Raw genomic sequence first — 19,817 nt, forward strand, 5'->3', positions numbered from 1 at the left:
TGAACTCCCGGGGTCGACCGCACATGCCCATTCGGATGTGACGGCTGTGTGTCGGCGGTGTTCTTCTCCGCGGCGCGTGCGCCACGGTGGCGTACCGTCCCTGGTCATCGGCGGCCGGGACTCGGGGGCTCAGAAGAACCCCGTCAGCGGCGGCGGTTCGGCGTTGAGGAGGTAGTCGCCCACCACACGTGCCTTGTGGGCGATCGGATTGTGGCTGACCAGGGTACGGGCGTTGCGCCAGTGGCGGTCGAAGTTGAACTCGCGCCGGGTGGCCGAGGCTCCGCCCACGTCGTACAGCCGCTCCGCCGCCCGCAGGGCCGCCTGGGCGGCCACCACCTGCGCCTGCGCCACCTCGGTGGCCGTCTCGGCGAGCGCCGGTTCACCGCCCGCCACGCCGTCGTCGCCGTGGGGGCCGGCGAGGGCGCGGTCGACGGCGGCGGCCGCGCGCAGCACGGTGGCCTCGGCACCATACCCGAGCGCCGCCATCTCGCCCACGGTGTGCTGCACGAACGGGTCCTGGACCGCGTGGTCGACGCCGCTGTGGCGGACCGCGCGGGCCCGGTCGCGGGCGTGGCCGACCGCGTCGCGCACCGCGTTCTTGGCGATGCCGGTCTCCACGGCGGCGAGGAAGAGCTGGTGATACGCGCCGAGATGGGTCCGGCGCACCCCCACGGCCCCGTCCACGACGACCTCGTGCGGGTACACCGCCACGTCGTCCAGCTCCGTGGTGCCGCTCGCCGTCATGCGCCGGCCCATGCCGTCCCAGTCGTCGATCAGCCGAAGCCCGGGGCGGCCGTGCGGGAGTACCACGCGGACCCGCTGGTCGAGGTGGTTCCTCGCGGCGATGACCACCCAGTCGGCGAACAGGCTGCCGGTGCTGTAGCACTTCGTGCCGCTCAGCCGGTAGCGGTCGCCGTCGAGCACCAGCGCGGTGTGGATGTCGCCGGGGTGCTTGGCGGTGGTCTCCCCGGTGGCGTTGCCGAAGAGCTCGCCCGCCAGCGCCGCCGCGAACCACCGCTCGCGGTCCTCCTTCCCGCCGTCGCTGATGAGCTTCTCGAGGAAACCGAAGTGCGGCCGGAGCGCCTGTGCCACGTTGGAGTCCGCCTCCGCGAGATCGATGACGGTCCGGAAGAGGTCCACGAGGCTCGCCCCCGGGCCGCCGTACGCCACCGGGACCCGCAGAGCTCCGACGGCACTCGCCCGCACCGCGTCCATGGACCTCATCGGGCCGTGGCCCCCTTCTGCCCGGAAGGCTCGTATGACGGTGCCGGTACCGGGAGCCCCAGGTGATCGCGGAGGGTGGTGCCCGTGTAGCCCTGGCGGAACACGCCGCGTTCCCGCAGGATCGGCACGACGTGGTCGACGAAGGCGTCCAGGCCGTCGGGCAGCGCGTCGGGCAGCAGGGTGAAGCCGTCCACCAGACCGGCCGACCACCAGCCGGTGATGTCGTCCGCGATCCGTTCGGGGGTGCCGACGACCGACCGGTGGCCGCCGATGGTGCGGGCGGCGAGCCCGGCCAGGGAGAGTCCCTCACGACGGGCGATCTCGGCATGGGCACGGAAGAACCCGGTGGGCAGCCGGTCCGGCGGCGGTCCCGACAACTGGGCCTCGGTCAGCGGCACTTCGGGGTCGGTGGTGGCGGGGTCGAGGCCGAGCGTACGGGCCACCCGGGCGAGCTGCCGCGCGTCCTCGTGTACGCCCGCCTCCAGCTCGGCGAAGCGCGCGCGGGCCTCCGCCTCGGTGCCGCCGATCACCGGGGTCAGGCCGGGCAGCAGCCGGATGCCGGACACATCGCGTCCGTACCGCCGCGCCTGTCCGGCGAGCCGGGCGCGGTAGTCACGCGCCCCCTCGCGGTCGAGCAGCGGGGTGTAGACGGCCTCGGCGAAGCGTCCCGCGAGGGCCACGCCCTGTGGCGAGGCCCCGGCCTGCACCGTCACCGGGCGGCCCTGTGGGGAGCGCGGCACGTTGAGCGCCCCGGCGACCTCGAAGAACTCGCCGCTGTGCTGGGCGGAGTGAATCCGGTCGGGGTCGGCGAAGCGCGCGCCGTCGGTGTCCGCGACGAGCGCGCCGTCCTCCCAGGAATCCCACAGCCGGTGCACCAGGCCGATGAACTCCTCCGCCCTGCGGTAGCGGGTGCCGGGGTCGAGCACGGTGTCGAGACCGAAGTTCCGCGCCGCCTCGGGGAAGAAGGTGGCGACCGCGTTCCATCCGGCGCGCCCCCGCGACGCGTGGTCGAGTGAGAGGACCCGGCGGGCGAGGTTGTAGGGCTCGTTGAAGGTGGTGGACCCGGTGAGGACGACCCCGAGGCGCTCGGTGGCGGCGGCGAGGTAGGTCAGCAGCATCGAGGGTTCCAGGGCCTGCCCGGGGCCGTGGCCGACGTCGCCGTGGAGGGCGGGGATGTCGGCGAGGAACACCCCGTCGAGGGCGCCGCGCTCGGCGGTACGGGCCACCCGCAGATGGTGGTCCGGGTCGACGTAGGCGTCCGGGGCCCGGCCGGGCAGGGTCCAGGCCCCGGGGTGGTTTCCGACGCCGGTGATGTTCACCAGCAGACTGAGCCGGCGGGTCATCGGACCGGCACCTCCGCCGTGTCGGGTGCGTACCGGGCGACCGGGGGCCGGGCCAGGCCGAAGTGGTCGCGCAGCGTGGTGCCCGCGTAGTCGTCCCGGAACAGCCCCCGGCGGCGCAGCTCGGGGATGACGTGTTCGGCGAAGGCCGCGAGGCCGCTGGGGAGCACATCGGGCATCAGGTTGAAGCCGTCGGCCGCTCCTGAGGTGAACCACTCCTCGATGGTGTCGGCGATGTCGGCCGGGCCGCCCGCGACGACACGGTGTCCGAGTCCGCCGCCGAGCCGCCGGATCAGTTGTCGGGCGGTCAGTCGCTCGCGCCGGGCCAGCTCGGTGGTGACCGTGAAGAAGGTCTGCGGCCCCTGGACGTTCTCGGCGGGGCCGATGAGGTCCCACGGCAGTTCCGCGTCCGGGTCGAGGGCGTCGGCGTCGATGCCGAGCAGGGCGGCCAGCCGGTCCAGGCCGTAGCGGAGCGGAATGAGGTCCTGGAGGCCGTTCAGCCGCTCCAGCGCCTCGTCGCGGGTGGCGGCGACCACCGTGGACAGTCCGGGCAGCACCACGATCCCGTCGGGGTCACGGCCGAGCGCGGCGGCGCGGGACTTGACGGCGCGGTAGTACGCCTTGCCCTCGTCCAGGGTCTGGGCGGCGCTGAAGACGGCCTCGGCGTGCGCGGCGGCGAGTTCGATGCCGTCGGGAGAGCCGCCCGCCTGGACGAGGACGGGGCGGCCCTGCGGCGATCGCGGGGTGTTCAGCGGCCCCCGGACGCGGAAGAACTCGCCCTGGTGGTCGATGGCGTGGATACGGGCCGGGTCGGCGAACACACCGCGCGCGTCGTCCCCGATGAGCGCGTCGTCGTCCCAGCTGTCCCACAGTTCGCCGAGGACGCCGACGAACTCGGCGGCGCGCCGGTAGCGGTCCCGGTGGGCGGGCGCCTGGTCGAGACCGAAGTTGCGGGCGGCGGCGGGACCGGTCGTGGTCACCGCGTTGAACCCGGCGCGGCCCCGGCTGAGGTGGTCCAGCGCGGCGAACCGGCGGGCGATGTTGTAGGGCTCGTTGTAGCTGGTGGAGGCGGTGGCGATCAGGCCGATACGGCTGGTGTGGGCCGCGATCCCGGCCAGGATCACGGTGGGTTCCAGCGCGTATTCGGGGCGGTGGGCGATGTCGGGGGTGAGGACGGGGGTGTCGGCGAGGAAGACGGCGTCGAGCTTCGCGGCCTCGGCGACGCGGGCGGTGGTGATGTAGTGGCCGAGGGAGAAGGCGGCGCGCGGGTCGCCGTCGGGGGCGCGCCACGCACCCGCGAAGATCCCTGACTGGAAGATGTTGACGTTGAGGTGCAGGTGTCGCCTGCCGGGCGAGAGGGTCATGGGGCGGCTCGCTGACGCTGGTCGGCGGGGATCTTGGCGGGCTGTGTTTCCACGTCGAGGTCGTGTCTGATGAACCGGGCCACCCGCGGGTCGGCGAACGCGGCCTTGAGCCGTGTGATGGCGGGGTCGTCGGCGTAGGCGTCGCCGACGACGAGCTGGATGGCGAAGCGTTCGTCGGCCGGGGGCAGCAGGATGCGCTGCTTGACCGGGATCTTGGCGACCCGGAACTTGTAGGCGTAGTTGATGGCGGCGTCGACATCCGGGAGGGAGCGGGCGATGGCGTCCAGGGACACCTCGTGCCAGTGGAAGTCGCGCGGGTTCTCGGCGATGTCGCCCAGCTGTGCGGTGAGCGGGTCCACATCCTTCTTGAGCTTGATGAGCCCGACCTTCTGGAGGGTCAGCAGCGCCTGGGTCTGGTTCGCCGGGTCGTTGGGCAGGGTGATCCGCGCGCCGTGCGGCAGTTCGCGCACGCTGCCGTACTTCTGCGAGTAGAGGGCGAACGCCTGGGTGAAGATGGGCTGGACGGCCCTGGCCTCATAGCCCTCGTTGGCCACGATGACCTTGAGCCACTCGGCGTGCTGGGTGATGTTCGCGGCGAGCTTGCCGTCCGCGGTCGAGCCATTGACCTGGTTGGCGTCGTTGACGGGGTACGGCTCGACCGTGATGCCGTGGTCCCGGTCGACCTTGTCGGCGATGTACTTCACGATGGCGCTCTGCGGAATGCTGCCCTGGTTGTAGCCGACCTTCAGGGTCTTCCCCAGGGGCGGATGGTCCTCGCCGCCCACCCGTGCGGCGGCCAGTGAGCCGACGGCGAGGGCGACGGCGCTGAGCGCGGCCGTGATGGCGATGCGGCGGGGCAGTCTGGACTTCAGTTCGAAGCCGTGGTCATGGACGAAAGGCATGGGTGTTCCCCGGTGGGATGAGGAGGTTCGGGGTGCGGCGGGCGCAGTGGCCTCAGCGACCTCAGTGGCCTCAGCGACCTCAGTGGGCGAGGCGGCGCACGATGCGGTCGCCGGTGAACTGGATCACCTGCACCATGACGATGAGCGTGACGATCGTGGCGGTCATGACCGTCGTGTCGAAGCGCTCGTAGCCGTAGCTGATGGCCAGATAGCCGATGCCACCGGCGCCGATGGTCCCGGCGATGGCGGAGAATTCCAGCATGCCGACGATCGCGATGGTCAGGCTTCCCACGAGGGCGGGCAGCGCCTCCGCCAGCTGTACGGACACGATCACCTGAAGGCGTGAGCCGCCCGCGGCGCGCCCCGCCTCGGTGGCCTCGCGGTCCACCTCCCGCAGGGCCGTTTCCACCAGCCGCGCGAAGTAGGGGATGCCCGCGAGCGACATCGGCACGATCGCCGCGGACACCCCGATGGTCGTGCCCGCCACGTACCGGGTGAACGGAATGATCGCGGCCATCAGGATCAGAAACGGCAGCGAACGGCCCAGGTTGACCACCCAGCTCAGCGTGGCCCGCAGTGCCCGGTGCGGAAACAGCGCGCCGGGCGAGGAGTTGTGGAGCACCACGCCCACCGGGGTGCCCACGGCGACGACGATGACCATGACGGCGGCGACCATCTGGAGGGTCTGCCCGATCGCGGGGAAGAGCAGCGGCCACAGCTTGTCGAGGTCGGTGCTCATACGACCGTCTCCGCGGCCGTCTCCGCGGCCGCCTCGGACGCCGGTTCGGAGGCTGCCGGTTCTTCGGCGCGGGCACTGTGGTCCGGGGGCAGTGGTCCGGGCAGCGATTCGGGCAGTGGTTCGGGCAGTGGTTCGGCGTGGATGCCCCAGCCGTCCAGGGCCGCGGTCAGCTCGTCCGCCCGGTCGTGGCCGACCGCGATGGTCGCACGGCCCGCGGCCCGCCCGGCGATCTCCTCCACCGTCGCGGACAGCAGATGGACATCGAGCCCGTGGTCCGCACCGAGCCGCGTCAGCCAGTCCGTGGGCACCGCGTGCCCCTGGTAGGTGAGCCGCCACGTACCGAGCCCCGGCCGGTCCCAGGAGACCGGCCGGTCGGGAAGGAGCGCGTTGCCCAGCGCGGAGTGCGGATCGGCCACCAGCTGGTGGACGGGGCCCGACTCGGCGACGCGCCCCTCGCGCAGCAGGGCGGCGGTGTCCGCCACTTCGCGGACCACCTCCATCTCATGGGTGATCAGGAGGATGGCCAGATCCAGGTCGGTGCGCAGCTCGCGCAGCAGGGCGAGGACGGACCGGGTGGCGGCCGGGTCGAGACCGGAGGTGGCCTCGTCGGACAGCAGCACCTTGGGCCGCAGCGCCAACGCCCGTGCGATGCCCACGCGTTGGCGCTGGCCACCGGAGAGCTGGGCGGGGTAGTCGTCGGCGCGGTCCGTGAGGCCGACCCGCTCCAGCAGTTCGGCGACGCGGCGCTTCTCCTCCCGCGCGGTCACGCCGAGATAGCGCAGTGGCATCGCGACGTTCTGCGCCGCCGTGCGCCGGCGCAGCAGATTGGCCGACTGGAAGACGGTTCCGATGGCCCGCCGCGCGTGGCGGAGGTCACGTTCCGGAAGGTCCGTCACATCGGTTCCGGCCACCCATACCCGTCCGGACGTGGGGCGTTCGAGCAGATTCACGCAGCGGGCCAGAGTGCTCTTCCCCGCGCCACTGGGGCCGACGACGGCGCCGATGGTGCCCTGTGCGATGTTCAGGTCGACTTCATGGAGCACCGGCCGCGCACGGGTACCGGTGCCGAAGGTCTTGTGCAGTTTCTCTACACGGATCACCGTGTGTACTCCTCGACGCTCTGGGAGGGTGCGGGCGGGCGCGCCAAAGGAAGGAGACGGGCCGGCCCCGAGCGGGAATGAGGTCAGTGAGAGAAACAGGCGGCACTGGTGATCACCATGTGATCGACCGTGCGGCGGCGCGTGCAGAAGAGGGTCCGCGACATGGGATGGGATGCTCACATTCCCGTTGGCCCAGGTCAACAGCGGACCGCATGGTGAGATGTGCGGTGTGCCCGGCGGCCGTCCACCGTTCCGCATGCTGGTCGCTGCTTGACCAGTACGCGAACGCCGGTGTTGGGTGGCGCCCATGGCCTCCACGCTTCTGGTGTACCGCCATCACGTCGACCTCGGTCGAGTGGTGAGCGCGCAGTGTTGTTGAGGCATTGACGGCTGCCCGCCGGGGCGCCCTCTCCCATCTGTTTCCCCGCGTGTGATCCGTCTGCCCGTACGGGGCCGCACTCCTGTGCGCCGTGGGGCATGACGGCGCGTCAACTCGCCTCGCCGAGACCTTCGCGCCACTGGTCCGAGGGAGTGGACGACGGATGTACCAGGAGGGGAGCGGATCGGGCGACGGCACGGGCCACAGGCGCTCCGGCCACCCACCCAACCCCCCCTTGCTCATCGGAGACACACTTCATGGCCCTCTCCCGCCGCCGAAGCGCTGCCGGTCAAGGAACTGGCCGAGGCCGCCGCCGACGTACTCGGCGGCCTCGCGGCCGATGCGCTCCAGTACTCCGGTGTGGAGGGGACACCGGAGCTGCGCGAGTGGATCGGCCGCCACGAAGGGATCGCCGTGGCGGATCGGGTCTACGCGAACTGCGGTACTCCGGCGACCACGTGCCCCGGCTCAGCACCGACAGCGACCGGGTGATCCGCGTCAACAGCTTCGCCAAGACCCTCGGGCCCGGTCTGCGCCTCGGCCGGATCGTCGGCCCGCCATGGCTGCTCCCGGCGGTGACGCGACCCCGCGCCAACCAGGATCAGCACTTCTCGACCTTCACGCAGACCATCGCCACCCGGCTGCTGACCACACCCGGCCTGTTCGACCGCGTCACCGCCGACGCGCGGGCGCTGTACGGACGCCGGACCCGGGCCCTGCCCGGCGGCACCGGCTCTCCGGGGCGCATCCGCCTCGGCATCGGGGCGGTGGCCGAGCACGACGTGGCCACGGCGGTCGGCCGGCTGGCCGAGGCACCGAACCCGGAGACGGCCCGATGACCCATACGCCCACCCCCGCCGCCGTACCCGCCCCCGCGTTCGCCCCGGACGGGCCCGTCCGCTGGGTGGCGCTGGGCTGGAACGACCCGGCGGCCGCCGAGCTGCGGGCGCTGATGGACGCGGAGATCAAGCCCCGCTATGCCGTCTTCGAGCCGCGTCCGCATCTGCCGCCCCCGCCCACCGCCGATGAGATAGCCGTCACCTGGATCGCCTTCACCGGCTCGGGCGAACCCGTCGCCACCGCCTCGCTGCGCGCGCTGCCCGGCGACCGGTGGGAGGTCAAGCGCGTCTTCGTCCGTGCCGACCACCGTGGCCGCGGGCTGGCCGCGGCGGCCCTGGCCGCCGTCGAGGCGTCCGCGGCCGAACGGGGCGTCGCGGAGCTGATGCTGCAGACGGGTGTCCGGCAGCCGGAGGCCGCCGCCCTCTACGCACGCGAGGGCTGGTACCGCATCCCGCCCTATCCGCCCTACTCCCGCGACCCGTACAGCGTCTGCTTCGCCAAGTGGCTGCCCGCCACCGGGCGTGCGGAGCGGGGGAGCCGCGCGTGACCCCCGGCGTCTCGCCGCCCTCCTGATCGCCCCGCTGCTCCTGGCCGCCGGGTGTGCCCCCTCCGGCGCCGGATCCCGCACCTCGGCCTCCGGTACCTCGCTGACCTGAGGTGTCACCACCGAGCCGCAGTGCTTCGACCCGCACCGCTCCACGCGGCAGAACGCGTTCGTCATGGCGGGGCCCCGGGCGGCTCGACGCCCGGGGCTGGATGGTGGATGGGGCCGGTGGCTGAATGCGCCCCGGGCCCCTGAAACGATGGCCGCGCCCTCCGAACGGTCGCGATCAGAGGCGCTGAGGGCCTGCTGGGCTGTAGGAGCTGGAGATCCGCAGCAGGTCGATGTGCAGCCGCCTGGTCAGGGAGCGAGGACGGAGCGGGTGCGTCGGGCGCGAATGCCGACGGGCCCATGCCCGCGTGTCGTCAGTCCGGAACATCTCCACCGATCCCGTCATCGGGGTGCCGCGCGTCAGCGGGGTCGCCCACACTTTTGTCGGGTTGCCCATGGGCGTCGGGGAATATGCCGCGGCCCCGTCCGAGTTGACGATTGCGTGAGGTCACCGGCCTCACGTAGCGTTCCGAGATATCAGCCAGGGCCCGAAGGCCCGTCGGACACGGGAACGGGAGGCGATGGTGTCGCGGCCGATGACCTGTCCGCCCGCGCCGACTCCGGCCCTCGGCGAGGGTGTCCGCCTGTACTCCCGGCACCACATCGACCTGCTGCGCGTGGCCGGCGCGCTCTGTCGCCGCTGACCTGATCACCTCCAAGGACACCGCGCCCTCCCGATGGGGTGCGGTGATGACCCATGGCCGACCAGGGAGGCACCCTTCGTGTCCGAGTCCTCATCCACCCCTCTGCATCTCGCCGTCGCCCTCGACGGGGCGGGCTGGCATCCGGCCGCATGGCGCGAGCCGCAGGCCCGGCCCCGGGAGCTGTTCGACCCGGCGTACTGGACCGATGTCGTCACCGAGGCCGAGCGCGGTCTGCTCGACTTCGTGACCTTCGAGGACGGGCTCTCGCTCCAGTCCTCGCACCGGACCGAGCCCGACGGCCGCACCGACCAGGTGCGCGGGCGGCTGGACGCGGTGCTCATCGCCTCCCGGGTCGCACCGCTGACCCGGCACATCGGGCTGGTGCCGACCGTCGTCGCCACCCACACCGAGCCGTTCCACATTTCCAAGGCGATCGCCACGCTGGACTACGTCAGCACCGGCCGCGCCGGGCTGCGGATCCGGGTGTCCAGGCGGAGCCACGAGGCGGAACACATCGGCCGCCGCGCCATTCCCCGCTTCGGCCCCGGGGATCTGGACACCCCGGTGGTCCGGGAGCTGACCGCCGAGCTCTTCGAGGAAGCCGCCGACTACATCGAGGTGGTACGCCGCCTCTGGGACAGCTGGGAGGACGACGCCGAGATCCGGGACGTCGCCACCGGCCGCTTCATCGACCGCGACAAGCTGCACTACATCGACTTCGCGGGCAGGCACTTCAGCGTCAAGGGCCCCTCGATCACCCCCAGGCCACCTCAGGGACAGCCGGTCGTCAGCGCGCTGGCCCATCAGAGCGTGCCCTACCGGCTGGTGGCGACCTCCACCGACATCGGCTACATCACCCCGCACGACACGGACCAGGCCCGCGCCACCGTCGCCGAGATCCGCGCCGCCCAGGCCGCGGCGGGACGCGCGGAGGAGCCCTTGCACGTCTTCGGCGACCTGGTGGTGTTCCTCGACGACGAACCCGGTGCCGCGGCCGCCCGCCTGGAGCGCCTGGACGCCCTCGCGGGCCGCCCGTACACCAGCGACGCCAAGGTGTTCACCGGCACCCCCGCACAGCTCGCGGAGCTGCTTCTGAGCTGGCAGCCGACCGGACTGTCGGGCTTCCGGCTGCGCCCCGGTGTGATCGGCCACGACCTCGAGGCGATCACCCGCGGCCTGGTGCCCGAACTCCAGCGCCGCGGCGCCTTCCGCCGGTCCTACGAGGCCGACACCCTGCGCGGGCTGCTGGGCCTCGCCCGCCCCGCCAACCGCTACGCCACCGTCTGAGCCGGAGGGACCACCGACCATGAGTACACCGCTCAAGCAGATCCACCTGGCGGCCCACTTCCCCGGCGTCAACAACACCACGGTGTGGAGTGATCCGGCGGCGGGCAGCCATATCGAGTTCAGCTCGTTCGCACACTTCGCGCGGACCGCCGAGCGCGCCAAGTTCGACTTCCTGTTCCTCGCCGAAGGGCTGCGGCTGCGCGAACAGGGCGGCGAAATCTACGACTTGGACGTGGTGGGGCGGCCGGACACCTTCACCGTCCTGTCCGCGCTCGCCGCCGTCACCGACCGCCTCGGCCTGACCGGCACCATCAACTCCACCTTCAACGAGCCCTACGAGGTGGCCCGCCAGTTCGCCAGCCTCGACCACCTGTCGGGCGGGCGCGCCGCGTGGAACGTCGTGACCTCGTGGGACGCCTTCACCGGGGAGAACTTCCGCCGCGGCGGCTTCCTCCCGCAGGACGAACGGTATTCCCGGGCCAAGGAGTTCCTGGCCACCGCCACCGAGCTGTTCGACTCCTGGCGGGGCGACGAGATCGTCGCCGACCAGGCATCCGGCACCTTCCTCGACGACGCGCGGGCCGGTGCCTTCGCCCATCAGGGACAGCACTTCGACATCGCCGGGCAGTTCAACGTCCCGCGCAGCCCGCAGGGCCGCCCGGTGATCTTCCAGGCCGGTGACTCCGAGGAAGGCCGGGAGTTCGCCGCGGCCGGCGCCGACGCCATCTTCAGCCGGTACAGCACCTTGAAGGAGGGGCAGGCGTTCTACACGGACGTCAAAGGCCGCCTCGCCCGCCACGGCCGCACCCACGACCAGCTGCTGATCCTGCCCGCGGCCACCTTCGTCCTCGGCGACACCGACGCCGAGGCGCGGGAGCTGGCCCACGAGGTTCGCCGCCAACAGGTCAGCGGCGCCACCGCGATCAAACACCTGGAGTTCGTCTGGAACCGGGACCTGTCCTCGTACGACCCGGACGGCCCGCTGCCCGACATCGACCCCGACACCGGTGAGCACACCATCGCCCGCGGCCGCGCCCAGGTGCGGATGTACCGCGATCCGCTGGCCGTCGCCCGGGAGTGGCGGGAGCTGGCGGCGGCGAACAAGTGGTCCATCCGTGACCTGGTCATCGAGACCGGTAGCCGCCAGTCCTTCATCGGCTCCCCGGCCACGGTCGCCGAGATCATCAACTCCTTCGTCCAGGCCGATGCCAGTGACGGCTTCATCCTGGTACCGCACATCACCCCCGGCGGGCTGGACGTCTTCGCGGACACCGTCGTCCCGCTGCTGCAGGAGCGCGGTGTGTTCCGCACCGAGTACGAGGGCACGACCCTGCGCGACCATCTCGGTCTGGCCCACCCCGGCACCGAGTCGCACCAGGACCGGGTCGCGTCATGAAGTTCCTGGCCATCACCCTCAGCCGCTGGGAGGCATACGGCCACGGCCCCGCCCGCGCCGTGCTCGGCGCCGGGACACCCGCCGACCGCTGAGGAGAACCCCGACCATGTCCGGCATCCCCCTCGCAGTCCTCGACGTCGTGCCCATCTCCTCCGGCTCCACCGCCGCCGAGGCGCTGCGCAACAGCGTCGACCTCGTCCAGCGGACGGAGCGGTTCGGCTACGCCCGCTACTGGTTCGCCGAACACCACCTCAACCCGGGCGTGGCCGGGACCTCGCCCGCCGTCGTCCTGGCCTCGACCGCCTCCGCCACCTCCACGATCCGCCTCGGCTCCGGGGCCGTACAGCTGGGCCATCGCACCGCCCTGTCCACCGTCGACGCACCGCCCACCACGACCCCCGTCATCGACGGACGCACCCCGAACGGCCTGCCCGTCGACATCCTCGCGCTCCTGCGCGGCGACTACCGCTCCGCCGAGGGCGTCGAAGCACACGCGATCCCCGGCGAAGGCGCCGATGTGCAGGTGTGGATCCTCGGCAGCAGCGGCGGGCGGAGCGCCCAGGTCGCGGGCCGGGGCGGTCTGCGCTTCGCCGCCGACTACCACGTCAGCCCGGCCACCGTCCTGGAGGCCACCGAGGCGTACCGCGCCGCGTTCGGCCGAGGGCGCCATTCCCTTCCCCGGCCCCGAACAGGCCCGCGCCCAACACTGGTCCGACGCGGACTCCAGGAGGCCACCGGCGCGGACGAGCCGCTCATCACCACCATCACCCACCGCCACGCCGACCGGGTGCGCTCCTATGAACTGCTCGCCGAGGAGTGGCGACGCCGCTGAGCCGAGACCGAGACGGATACGGACGGCGGAAGCGCACCGGTGTCTGGTAGGTGGAAGACGGGTCCTGGGGCGGGGTGGTTCAGGGTGAACGCCACCGAGAGATGGACCAACGGCTGTCCGGCAGGCCGGTTACGGGGCGGAATCGCGCAGCAGGGGAAGCAGTTGGTCACCGATCCGGCCGATCTCCTGCTTGTAGGGGGTGTCGGACAGGACGAAGTGGGTGATGCCGAGCTTGCGGTAGCCGTGCAGTGCGCGGGCGACGTCGTCGGCGGAGCCGACCAGCCAGGTGGTCCCCGCTCCGCCAGCGCCGAACTTGCCCGGGGTGGTGTACAGGCACGTGTCGAGCACCTCTCCGCGCTGGGCGAGGTCGAAGAGCCGCTGTTGTCCGACCGCCGTCCTGCGATTCCCCGTCCACGTGGTCTCACCGGCGGCGGATGCCATCTTCGCCACCTTCTCCTCGGCGGCATGCCATGCCTCCTCGGTGGTGTCGCGCACCAGTGTCGTGATCCGCAGCCCGAACTCCAGTGGCTTGTGCCGTCGGCCCACCTGCTCGCTCAGCGTCTTGAGCCGGTCGACGCGTTCGGCGATCCCGTCGAGTGGTTCACCCCAGAACAGCTGGACATCGGCCTCGGCCGCCGACACCCGCTCGGCGGCCGGGGACGCGCCGCCGAAGTAGAGCGTCGGATGTGTCCTCCCGCCGGTCGGGTACGGGCGTGGCGCGACGGTTGAGCCGGTGACCTGGAAGTGCTCGCCGTGGAAGGTGACGTCCTCCTCGGTCCACAGACGCCGCACGAGGTGCAGGAACTCCTGCGTGCGGGCGTACCGTTGCGGGGGTTCGATATTGGTGTCGCCGTAGGCGGCCGGGTTGTCCAGCCCGCTGACGATGTTGACGAGGACGCGTCCCCGGCTGAGCTGGTCGAGCGTGGCCGCCGCACTGGCGAAGTTCGCCGGGTGCCAGTAGCCGGGACGGATCGCGATCAAGGGTTTGAACGTCGTGGTCCGGGCGGCCAGCGCCGTGGCGACGGTGAAGGTGTCCGGGCGTCCCCATCCGGTGCCGAGCAGGGCCCCGCTCCAGCCGTGACCCTCTGCCGATCGGGCAAGGTCGGTCGAGTACTCGATGGACCCCCAGCCCGATGTCGTGTCGTCGCCGCGGTGGCCCGGTTCGACGGTGTTGGGTATGTACCAGAGAAATTCCAGGCTCATGATGCTTCCGATCGCTGCTTGCCCGGTGTCGGCACGACACGAGCCAGGACGGTCATGGCGGGTCGGGCCAGTTGGTTCGTGTCTGGCTGAGTGGCGGCGCAGTGGAGGGGAATGGATGCGGGATCAACACTGCGCGCTGGACACGCGGAGGAGGTCGACACAACGCTCGCTCGTAAGGAGCAGGACCTCACACATGTGATCGAGTCTCGGTGTGCGTGTTGAGAATGTCAATGTGTCCCCTGGGCCCCGGCCCGACGTCGTCAGCTGCGATGAGGACGGCCGTGGCCCCGCGGCGGTTTACCCGTCCGTATGACAAGACGTGGTTGACAGGGTGGCGGGCCATCACGGAATCTCTGCCCATGGTTTCGGATCCGCTGCTGACCAGCGAACGCTGCGTCGACCTGCTCCGGGTTTGCAGCGCGCGGTGTTGATGGGCCGGGCCGTTTGCGCCCGCCCGGGAGTTTGATTCCCGATTTTTCACCCATCTCGTTCACCGAGATGCGGATTTCGCCCCGATGTGGCCTGCCATCCCTTTCACCTGAGGGCACAGTCGAAGAGAAGTGTGCTGCCCAGTCTCTGTTCTGATCGGGCTTGTCGCCGTCTCGAGTTCATGTGGACCTCCGCGTCCGCTCTTGTCCGGCAGCGCCCATCAACACCATGTTCCTGGAAGGAAATCCCGCTGCCATGAAGCTCTCCCAACGCCGGGCGCTTTCGCCCCACGGCGCCGCCCTGGCGACAGCGGTCCTGCTGCTCTCGGCCTGCAGCGGCGGCACCCAGAACACCGCGAACTCGTCGGGTGACGCGGGGAAGCCACAGTACGGCGGCACACTGAAGTTCTACGACCCGGTGAACTACAAGGCCTGGCAGATAACGAACACCTTGTGGTCGAACAGCAACGTGACCACGAACCTCGCCGACCGGCTGACGTGGCAGAATCCGAAGACCGGGAAGATCGAGCCGTGGCTCGCCGAGAGCTGGACGGTCAGCCCGGACCATCTGAAGTACACATTCAAGATCCGCTCCGGTGTGACGTTCAGCGATGGCAGCAGGCTGGACGCCAAGGTGGTCAAGCACAACCTCGACCAGCACGCCTTCGGGGACAAGAAACTCGGCGTGGCACCGGACGAGTTCTTCGCGAACTACGTCGGCACGAAAGCTGTCGACCCGCGGACCGTCCAGGTCAGGCTGTCGAAGCCCAATGCCGGATTCCTCCAGGTCCTCTCGATCTACCGGACCGGCATTCTGGCCGAGTCGTATCTCAAGAAGAACTGGAACGACAAGGGCAAGCTCACCAGCCTGATCGGATCGGGCCCGTTTGTCGTCGCCGGCGGCAATGGCACGACCAACGTGGCGCTCAAGCGCCGCGACGACTATGACTGGGCGCCGAAGGGCTTCAAGCACCAGGGCAAGGCGTATCTGTCGGAAATCCGATACACGACGGTGCCGGAGCAGAGCACCGCCGTGGGCGCCCTGCAGTCGCAACAAGCCGACGTCGTGCGCAATATCGCGCCCGATGACGAGGAAACGGTCAAAGGCTTCGGCGGTCAGGTCAAGGCATTCCCGGCGCAGGGTGAGAGCAACCAACTCCACATCTCCCTGGCGGCGAACGCCCCCACCCGGAACCTCGAGGTGCGGCGCGCGCTCCAGGCGGCGACCGACCGAAAGGAAATCAACGACATCGCGCTCTCGCCCAGTTACGGGGTCGCCAAGAGCATCCTCGTCCACGGCACGCCGAAGGCGCCGGACGGCAGCCCGTATCTGACATACGACCCTGCCAAGGCCAAGCGGCTTCTGGAGGCGGCCGGCTGGAAGTCCGGATCCGACGGAATCCGGAGGAAGAACGGCAAGCGGCTCTCGTTCACGCTCTATGTCACGCCGTACTACCAGGTTTCCCAAGCCGTGGTGGAAGTGCTGCAGTCGCAGTGGAAGAAGGTGGGGGCCGAGGTGAAACTCAAGAGCCCGTCGATGAGTCAGTACGAGGCGGAGATCGGCAAGAACACCGTCTTCGCCCAGGGCCAGCTCTCCCGCGCCGAGCCTGATGTGCTCCGCTCCGAGTGGCACAGCGACCTGACCAACGCGACGTACACCCAGCTCCCCGAACTGAACAAGCTGCTCCAGGCCCAGGTCGCCGAGTTCGACCAGACGAAGCGTACGGCGGACATCAAGGCCGTCCAGGACTATGTCCTCAAAAACGCCCTCGCCATTCCGCTGTACGACGAGACGCAGGTCTTCGGCCTGCGGTCGAACGTCCAGGACTTCCAGACCGAGGCCGTGGCCCGGTCGCAGTTCTACAACACCTGGTTGTCCTGACTCATGGCCCGCTACGTCCTCAAGCGCCTGATGCACACCGTCCTGGTTCTCTGGGCGGCCTACACACTGGCTTTCATCCTGCTCACCGCGTTGCCGGGCAACGCGATCTCCAATTTGATCAACAATCCGCAGAACCAGTTGACGCCGGAGGACGGCAAGCTCCTCAAGGCGTTCTACGGGCTCGACCATCCGGTGGTGGTCCAGTACGTCCGCGCGCTGGACGCCCTGCTCCACGGGAACCTCGGGTACTCGCTGAGCAGCGGGGTGAAGGTATCGGATCTGCTCGGTGACGCGTTGCCCGGCACCCTGCGGCTGACGGCTCTCGGTTTTGTCCTCGGAGCGGTCATCGCCGCCGGGGTGGGAGTCGGCGGGAGCTATGCACGGTGGAACTGGCTGCGGACTCTTCTGCGGTCCTTCCCGGCCCTGGCCGCCTCGGTGCCGAGCTTTGTGATCGGAATCCTGATCCTCTACTACTTCTCGTTCCAGCTGCACCTGATCCCCGCGGTCGACGACGGAACCTTCCTGGCCCTGGTGGGGCCCGCGGTCACCCTGGGCGTCATGATCTCGGCACCGCTGTCCCAGGTGTTCAGCGCCTCGATCGCGGCGACCCGGCGACAGCCCTTCGTGCATGTGCTCCATGCAAGGGGAGCCGGGGAGCGGTACATCTTCGGACGCGGCGTCCTGAGGAACTCGTCCTTGCCGGTGCTCACCATGCTGGGCCTGGCCGTGGGTGAGCTGATCGCCGGTTCGGTGGTCACCGAAGCGGTGTTCGCGCGGAACGGCATCGGCCAGATCACCCTCAACGCCGTCAACACTCAGGACCTGCCCGTCGTCCAGGGCGTGGTGCTGGTCGCCACCGCGGGCTACGTCCTGGTCAATCTCGTGGTGGACGTGGTCCACCCGCTCATTGATCCGCGCATCCGGGCCGACATTCTCGCCGCGCGCTCGAAGAGGACCAAACGCTCGACGGGGAGCACGCCGACCGGGCCCGGCGTGGACGAGGCGATGTCTCCCCGGCTCCCGGAAGAGGTGGCGGCACGATGACAACGACCATCGAGAACCCGACGCCGCCGGTCGAAGTGCGGCAGACCGGGCAGCCCGGGAAGGCGCCGCGAGGCCGTACCCTCACGATACTGCTGTGGCCCATCCGTCACTGGTCGGTCGTGGTGGCGGGAGCGGTCCTCGTGGTGGCGGTTCTCTGGGCGCTGGTCCCCGGATGGTTCGCCCACTCCGACCCGACGGCGATCGGGGCGACCGACAAGCTGCTGCCGCCGTCGAGCGCGCACTGGTTCGGCACCGACCGGCTCGGCCGCGACCAGTACACCCGTGTCGTCCACGGCGCCCGCGCGTCACTGTCGGGCTCGGTGGTGGCCGTGGCTCTGGGTGTCGCGGTGGGCTCGGTCTTCGGCGCCCTCGCCGGCTGGTTCGGCCGCTGGATCGACGCGATCGTGATGCGACTGATCGACGTCGTGCTGTCCATTCCGGGTTTCCTGCTGGCCATCACCATCGTGGTCGTCCTCGGCTACGGGATCTTGCAGGCGGCCGCCGCTGTCGGCCTCACATCGTCGGCGGCGTTCGCGCGGCTCATCCGCTCCGAGGTGCTGCGTGCCAAGGCGAGCCAGTATGTGGAGGCGGCGGTCGCGAGCGGCGCCCGCTCGTCGACGGTCCTGCTGCGCCATGTGGTCCCCAACTCGCTGGGGCCGACGCTGTCGCTGGTCACCATCCAGTTCGGCATCGCGATCATCTGGATCGCCTCACTGAGCTTTCTCGGGCTCGGTGCGCAGCCGCCGAGCCCGGAGTGGGGCCGTCTGGTCGCCGATGGCCGCAACTTCATGGCGAGCGAGCCCTACCTGGTGGTCTACCCGGCACTGACCGTCGCCGCGGTCGTGCTGGCCGGCAACCGCCTCGCCCGCCACTTCGCAGAGAGGCAGAAGCGATGAGCAGTGACGTGACACCGCGGGTCGCCCGGGACATCACCGCACCGTCCGGGCCGGTCCTGGCCGTGGAGGATCTGAGTGTCGGCTATCAGGCCGGGCGCGGTACCAAGACGGCTGTCGAGCACATCTCGTTCGAACTCGAACCGGGCCAAGTCCTCGCTCTCGTCGGTGAGTCCGGCTCCGGCAAGTCCACGATCGGACACGCCATCCTGGGACTGCTGCCCACCAACGGCCGACTGCTCGGCGGCTCGGTCAGATATCGGGGGCGCACCATCAGCGACCTGTCCGGTGGTCGGCTGCGGGGGCTCCGGGGGCGCGCGATCAGCCTGATCCCGCAGGATCCCACGGTCTCCCTCGATCCGGTCCGTCGCGTGGGCCCGCAGGTCGAGGACGTCCTACGCCTGCACACCAGCCTCGACACCGAGGCGCGGCGGCAAAGGGTCCACGAACTCTTCGAGCTGGTGGGTTTCGACGACGTCGAGCGGCGCTATCGGCAGTTTCCCCACGAGCTGTCAGGCGGTATGCGGCAACGAGTGCTGATCGCGGCCGCCGTGGCCGTCGAGCCCGATGTGATCGTCGCCGACGAGCCGACCTCCGGCCTGGACGCGACCGTCCAGGCCCAGGTGCTCGATCTCATCGATGACCTGCGCCGCCGCGGCGGCACCTCCGTGGTGCTGATCACCCACGACCTCGGTGTGGCCGCGGACCGTTCCGATCTCGTGGGTGTGCTGCGCGATGGACGGTTGGCCGAACTCGCGCCCACGGCGGCGTTCGTCCAGAACCCACAGGACGAGTACAGCAGGCACCTGCTGGACAACGTGCCCGCACGGCTGAGCTTCGTCACGGACAGGTCCGGCGGAACTCCCTCCGGGGACCCCGAGCCCGCGGTCGAGGTGAGGAACCTGAGCAAGCGCTACGAGGGACACACCGCGGTCGACGACATCTCCTTCACCGTGGGACGCGGCCGGACCTTCTCGATCGTCGGAGAGTCCGGCAGCGGCAAGTCGACGACGGCACGCGTCCTCACCGGCCTCACACAGGCGACGGCGGGCCGGGTCTCGCTGCTCGGAACCGAGGTCGGCACCCTGAACACCAAGGCGTTCCGCCCATTGCGACGCGACGTCCAGATCGTCTTCCAGAATCCGTACGCCTCCTTCGACCCGCGATTCGACGTCCTCTCGGTGGTCGAGGAGCCGCTGCGGTCCTTCCAGCCGGCGGGTTCCGCTCGGCGTCGCCGACAGGAGAACCGTGACCGGGTGGTCGCCGCGCTGGAGGCGGCGTCGTTGCCGGCCTCGTTCCTCCACCGTCACCCCCGCGAGTTGTCCGGGGGACAGCGTCAGCGGGTAGCGATCGCGCGGGCACTCGTACTGGAGCCGAAGGTCGTGGTACTCGACGAGCCGATCTCGGCGCTCGATGTCTCCGTTCAGGCCCAGATCCTCGAGCTGCTGGTCAAGCTGCAGAGCGAGCTCGGCCTGACGTATGTCTTCATCTCGCACGACCTGGCCGTCGTGCGGGCGATCTCCGTCCGGGTCGCGGTGATGCGGCGCGGCAGGATCGTGGAACAGGGAGAGATCGCCCAGGTCTTCGAGAGCCCCGCCTCCCCTTACACCGCTCAACTGCTCGGTGCCATGGCCGGCCGACAGCTGGCCGGCCGCTGATCCACGAAGG

Annotated in this window: 16 protein-coding genes and 1 pseudogene; 10 read left to right on the forward strand and 7 right to left on the reverse strand. The window is 70.4% G+C overall.

The window, feature by feature from the left end; genetic code table 11:
* Nucleotides 1–129: 129 nt before the first annotated feature.
* The 6 genes from J2Z30_RS20705 to J2Z30_RS20730 form a co-directional block, all read right to left on the reverse strand.
* On the reverse strand, nucleotides 130–1,224 hold the full coding sequence (locus J2Z30_RS20705; RefSeq protein WP_078956411.1) for an acyl-CoA dehydrogenase family protein: 1,095 nt from the start codon (nucleotides 1,222–1,224) through the stop codon (nucleotides 130–132).
* Entirely contained in the window at nucleotides 1,221–2,567 is a 1,347-nt protein-coding gene (locus J2Z30_RS20710; RefSeq protein WP_044567002.1) for an NtaA/DmoA family FMN-dependent monooxygenase, read from the reverse strand. The genes J2Z30_RS20705 and J2Z30_RS20710 overlap by 4 nt, the downstream gene beginning before the upstream one ends.
* The gene (locus tag J2Z30_RS20715; protein WP_044567001.1) at nucleotides 2,564–3,928 is read right to left on the reverse strand and encodes an LLM class flavin-dependent oxidoreductase; all 1,365 of its coding nucleotides are present in this window, start codon (nucleotides 3,926–3,928) and stop codon (nucleotides 2,564–2,566) included. Before J2Z30_RS20715 ends, J2Z30_RS20710 begins: the two co-directional genes overlap by 4 nt.
* Entirely contained in the window at nucleotides 3,925–4,830 is a 906-nt protein-coding gene (locus J2Z30_RS20720; protein ID WP_052701131.1) for a MetQ/NlpA family ABC transporter substrate-binding protein, read from the reverse strand. Before J2Z30_RS20720 ends, J2Z30_RS20715 begins: the two co-directional genes overlap by 4 nt.
* 79 nt (nucleotides 4,831–4,909) lie before the next feature.
* The gene (locus tag J2Z30_RS20725) at nucleotides 4,910–5,569 is read right to left on the reverse strand and encodes a methionine ABC transporter permease (protein WP_044566999.1); all 660 of its coding nucleotides are present in this window, start codon (nucleotides 5,567–5,569) and stop codon (nucleotides 4,910–4,912) included.
* Nucleotides 5,566–6,669, reverse strand: coding sequence for a methionine ABC transporter ATP-binding protein (locus J2Z30_RS20730; RefSeq protein ID WP_044566997.1), 1,104 nt, complete (start codon nucleotides 6,667–6,669; stop codon nucleotides 5,566–5,568). The genes J2Z30_RS20725 and J2Z30_RS20730 overlap by 4 nt, the downstream gene beginning before the upstream one ends.
* 837 nt (nucleotides 6,670–7,506) lie before the next feature.
* Between J2Z30_RS20730 and J2Z30_RS20735 the strand changes: the two genes are divergently transcribed.
* From J2Z30_RS20735 to J2Z30_RS20755, 6 genes and pseudogenes are all read left to right on the forward strand, one after another.
* A complete protein-coding gene (locus J2Z30_RS20735; protein WP_044566996.1) occupies nucleotides 7,507–7,887 on the forward strand; it encodes a hypothetical protein in 381 nt (126 codons plus the stop codon).
* Nucleotides 7,884–8,435 (forward strand): GNAT family N-acetyltransferase, encoded by a 552-nt coding sequence (locus J2Z30_RS20740; protein ID WP_044566994.1) that lies wholly within the window; start codon nucleotides 7,884–7,886, stop codon nucleotides 8,433–8,435. The genes J2Z30_RS20735 and J2Z30_RS20740 overlap by 4 nt, the downstream gene beginning before the upstream one ends.
* Before the next feature lie 641 nt (nucleotides 8,436–9,076).
* Nucleotides 9,077–9,184 carry a putative leader peptide gene (locus J2Z30_RS51715; protein WP_372453288.1) on the forward strand — a complete coding sequence of 36 codons (108 nt, stop codon included), beginning with the start codon at nucleotides 9,077–9,079 and terminating at the stop codon, nucleotides 9,182–9,184.
* Between the two features lie 78 nt (nucleotides 9,185–9,262).
* Entirely contained in the window at nucleotides 9,263–10,471 is a 1,209-nt protein-coding gene (locus J2Z30_RS20745; protein WP_044566993.1) for an LLM class flavin-dependent oxidoreductase, read from the forward strand.
* Nucleotides 10,472–10,490: 19 nt separating this feature from the next.
* On the forward strand, nucleotides 10,491–11,867 hold the full coding sequence (locus J2Z30_RS20750; protein ID WP_044566991.1) for an NtaA/DmoA family FMN-dependent monooxygenase: 1,377 nt from the start codon (nucleotides 10,491–10,493) through the stop codon (nucleotides 11,865–11,867).
* A gap of 106 nt (nucleotides 11,868–11,973) precedes the next feature.
* Nucleotides 11,974–12,699 (forward strand): annotated as a pseudogene (locus J2Z30_RS20755) (LLM class flavin-dependent oxidoreductase).
* Between the two features lie 129 nt (nucleotides 12,700–12,828).
* Here J2Z30_RS20755 and J2Z30_RS20760 read toward each other — a convergent pair.
* Nucleotides 12,829–13,902, reverse strand: a complete 1,074-nt coding sequence (locus J2Z30_RS20760; RefSeq protein WP_044566990.1) for an LLM class flavin-dependent oxidoreductase — start codon at nucleotides 13,900–13,902, stop codon at nucleotides 12,829–12,831.
* Between the two features lie 684 nt (nucleotides 13,903–14,586).
* On the opposite strand from J2Z30_RS20760, the gene J2Z30_RS20765 reads away from it, so the two are divergent.
* From J2Z30_RS20765 to J2Z30_RS20780, 4 genes are read left to right on the forward strand one after another with little or no spacing between them, the layout of a single operon-like run.
* Nucleotides 14,587–16,212, forward strand: a complete 1,626-nt coding sequence (locus J2Z30_RS20765; RefSeq protein WP_044566989.1) for an ABC transporter substrate-binding protein — start codon at nucleotides 14,587–14,589, stop codon at nucleotides 16,210–16,212.
* Nucleotides 16,213–16,215: 3 nt separating this feature from the next.
* Nucleotides 16,216–17,256: an ABC transporter permease gene (locus tag J2Z30_RS20770; protein WP_044566987.1), complete on the forward strand. Its 1,041-nt coding sequence runs from the start codon at nucleotides 16,216–16,218 to the stop codon at nucleotides 17,254–17,256.
* The gene (locus J2Z30_RS20775) at nucleotides 17,253–18,152 is read left to right on the forward strand and encodes an ABC transporter permease (protein WP_052701130.1); all 900 of its coding nucleotides are present in this window, start codon (nucleotides 17,253–17,255) and stop codon (nucleotides 18,150–18,152) included. Before J2Z30_RS20770 ends, J2Z30_RS20775 begins: the two co-directional genes overlap by 4 nt.
* Nucleotides 18,149–19,807 (forward strand): dipeptide ABC transporter ATP-binding protein, encoded by a 1,659-nt coding sequence (locus tag J2Z30_RS20780; protein WP_044566986.1) that lies wholly within the window; start codon nucleotides 18,149–18,151, stop codon nucleotides 19,805–19,807. Before J2Z30_RS20775 ends, J2Z30_RS20780 begins: the two co-directional genes overlap by 4 nt.
* Nucleotides 19,808–19,817: the final 10 nt, after the last annotated feature.

Origin of the sequence: Streptomyces iranensis (assembly GCF_017874715.1) — a bacterium.
Taxonomy (GTDB): domain Bacteria; phylum Actinomycetota; class Actinomycetes; order Streptomycetales; family Streptomycetaceae; genus Streptomyces; species Streptomyces iranensis.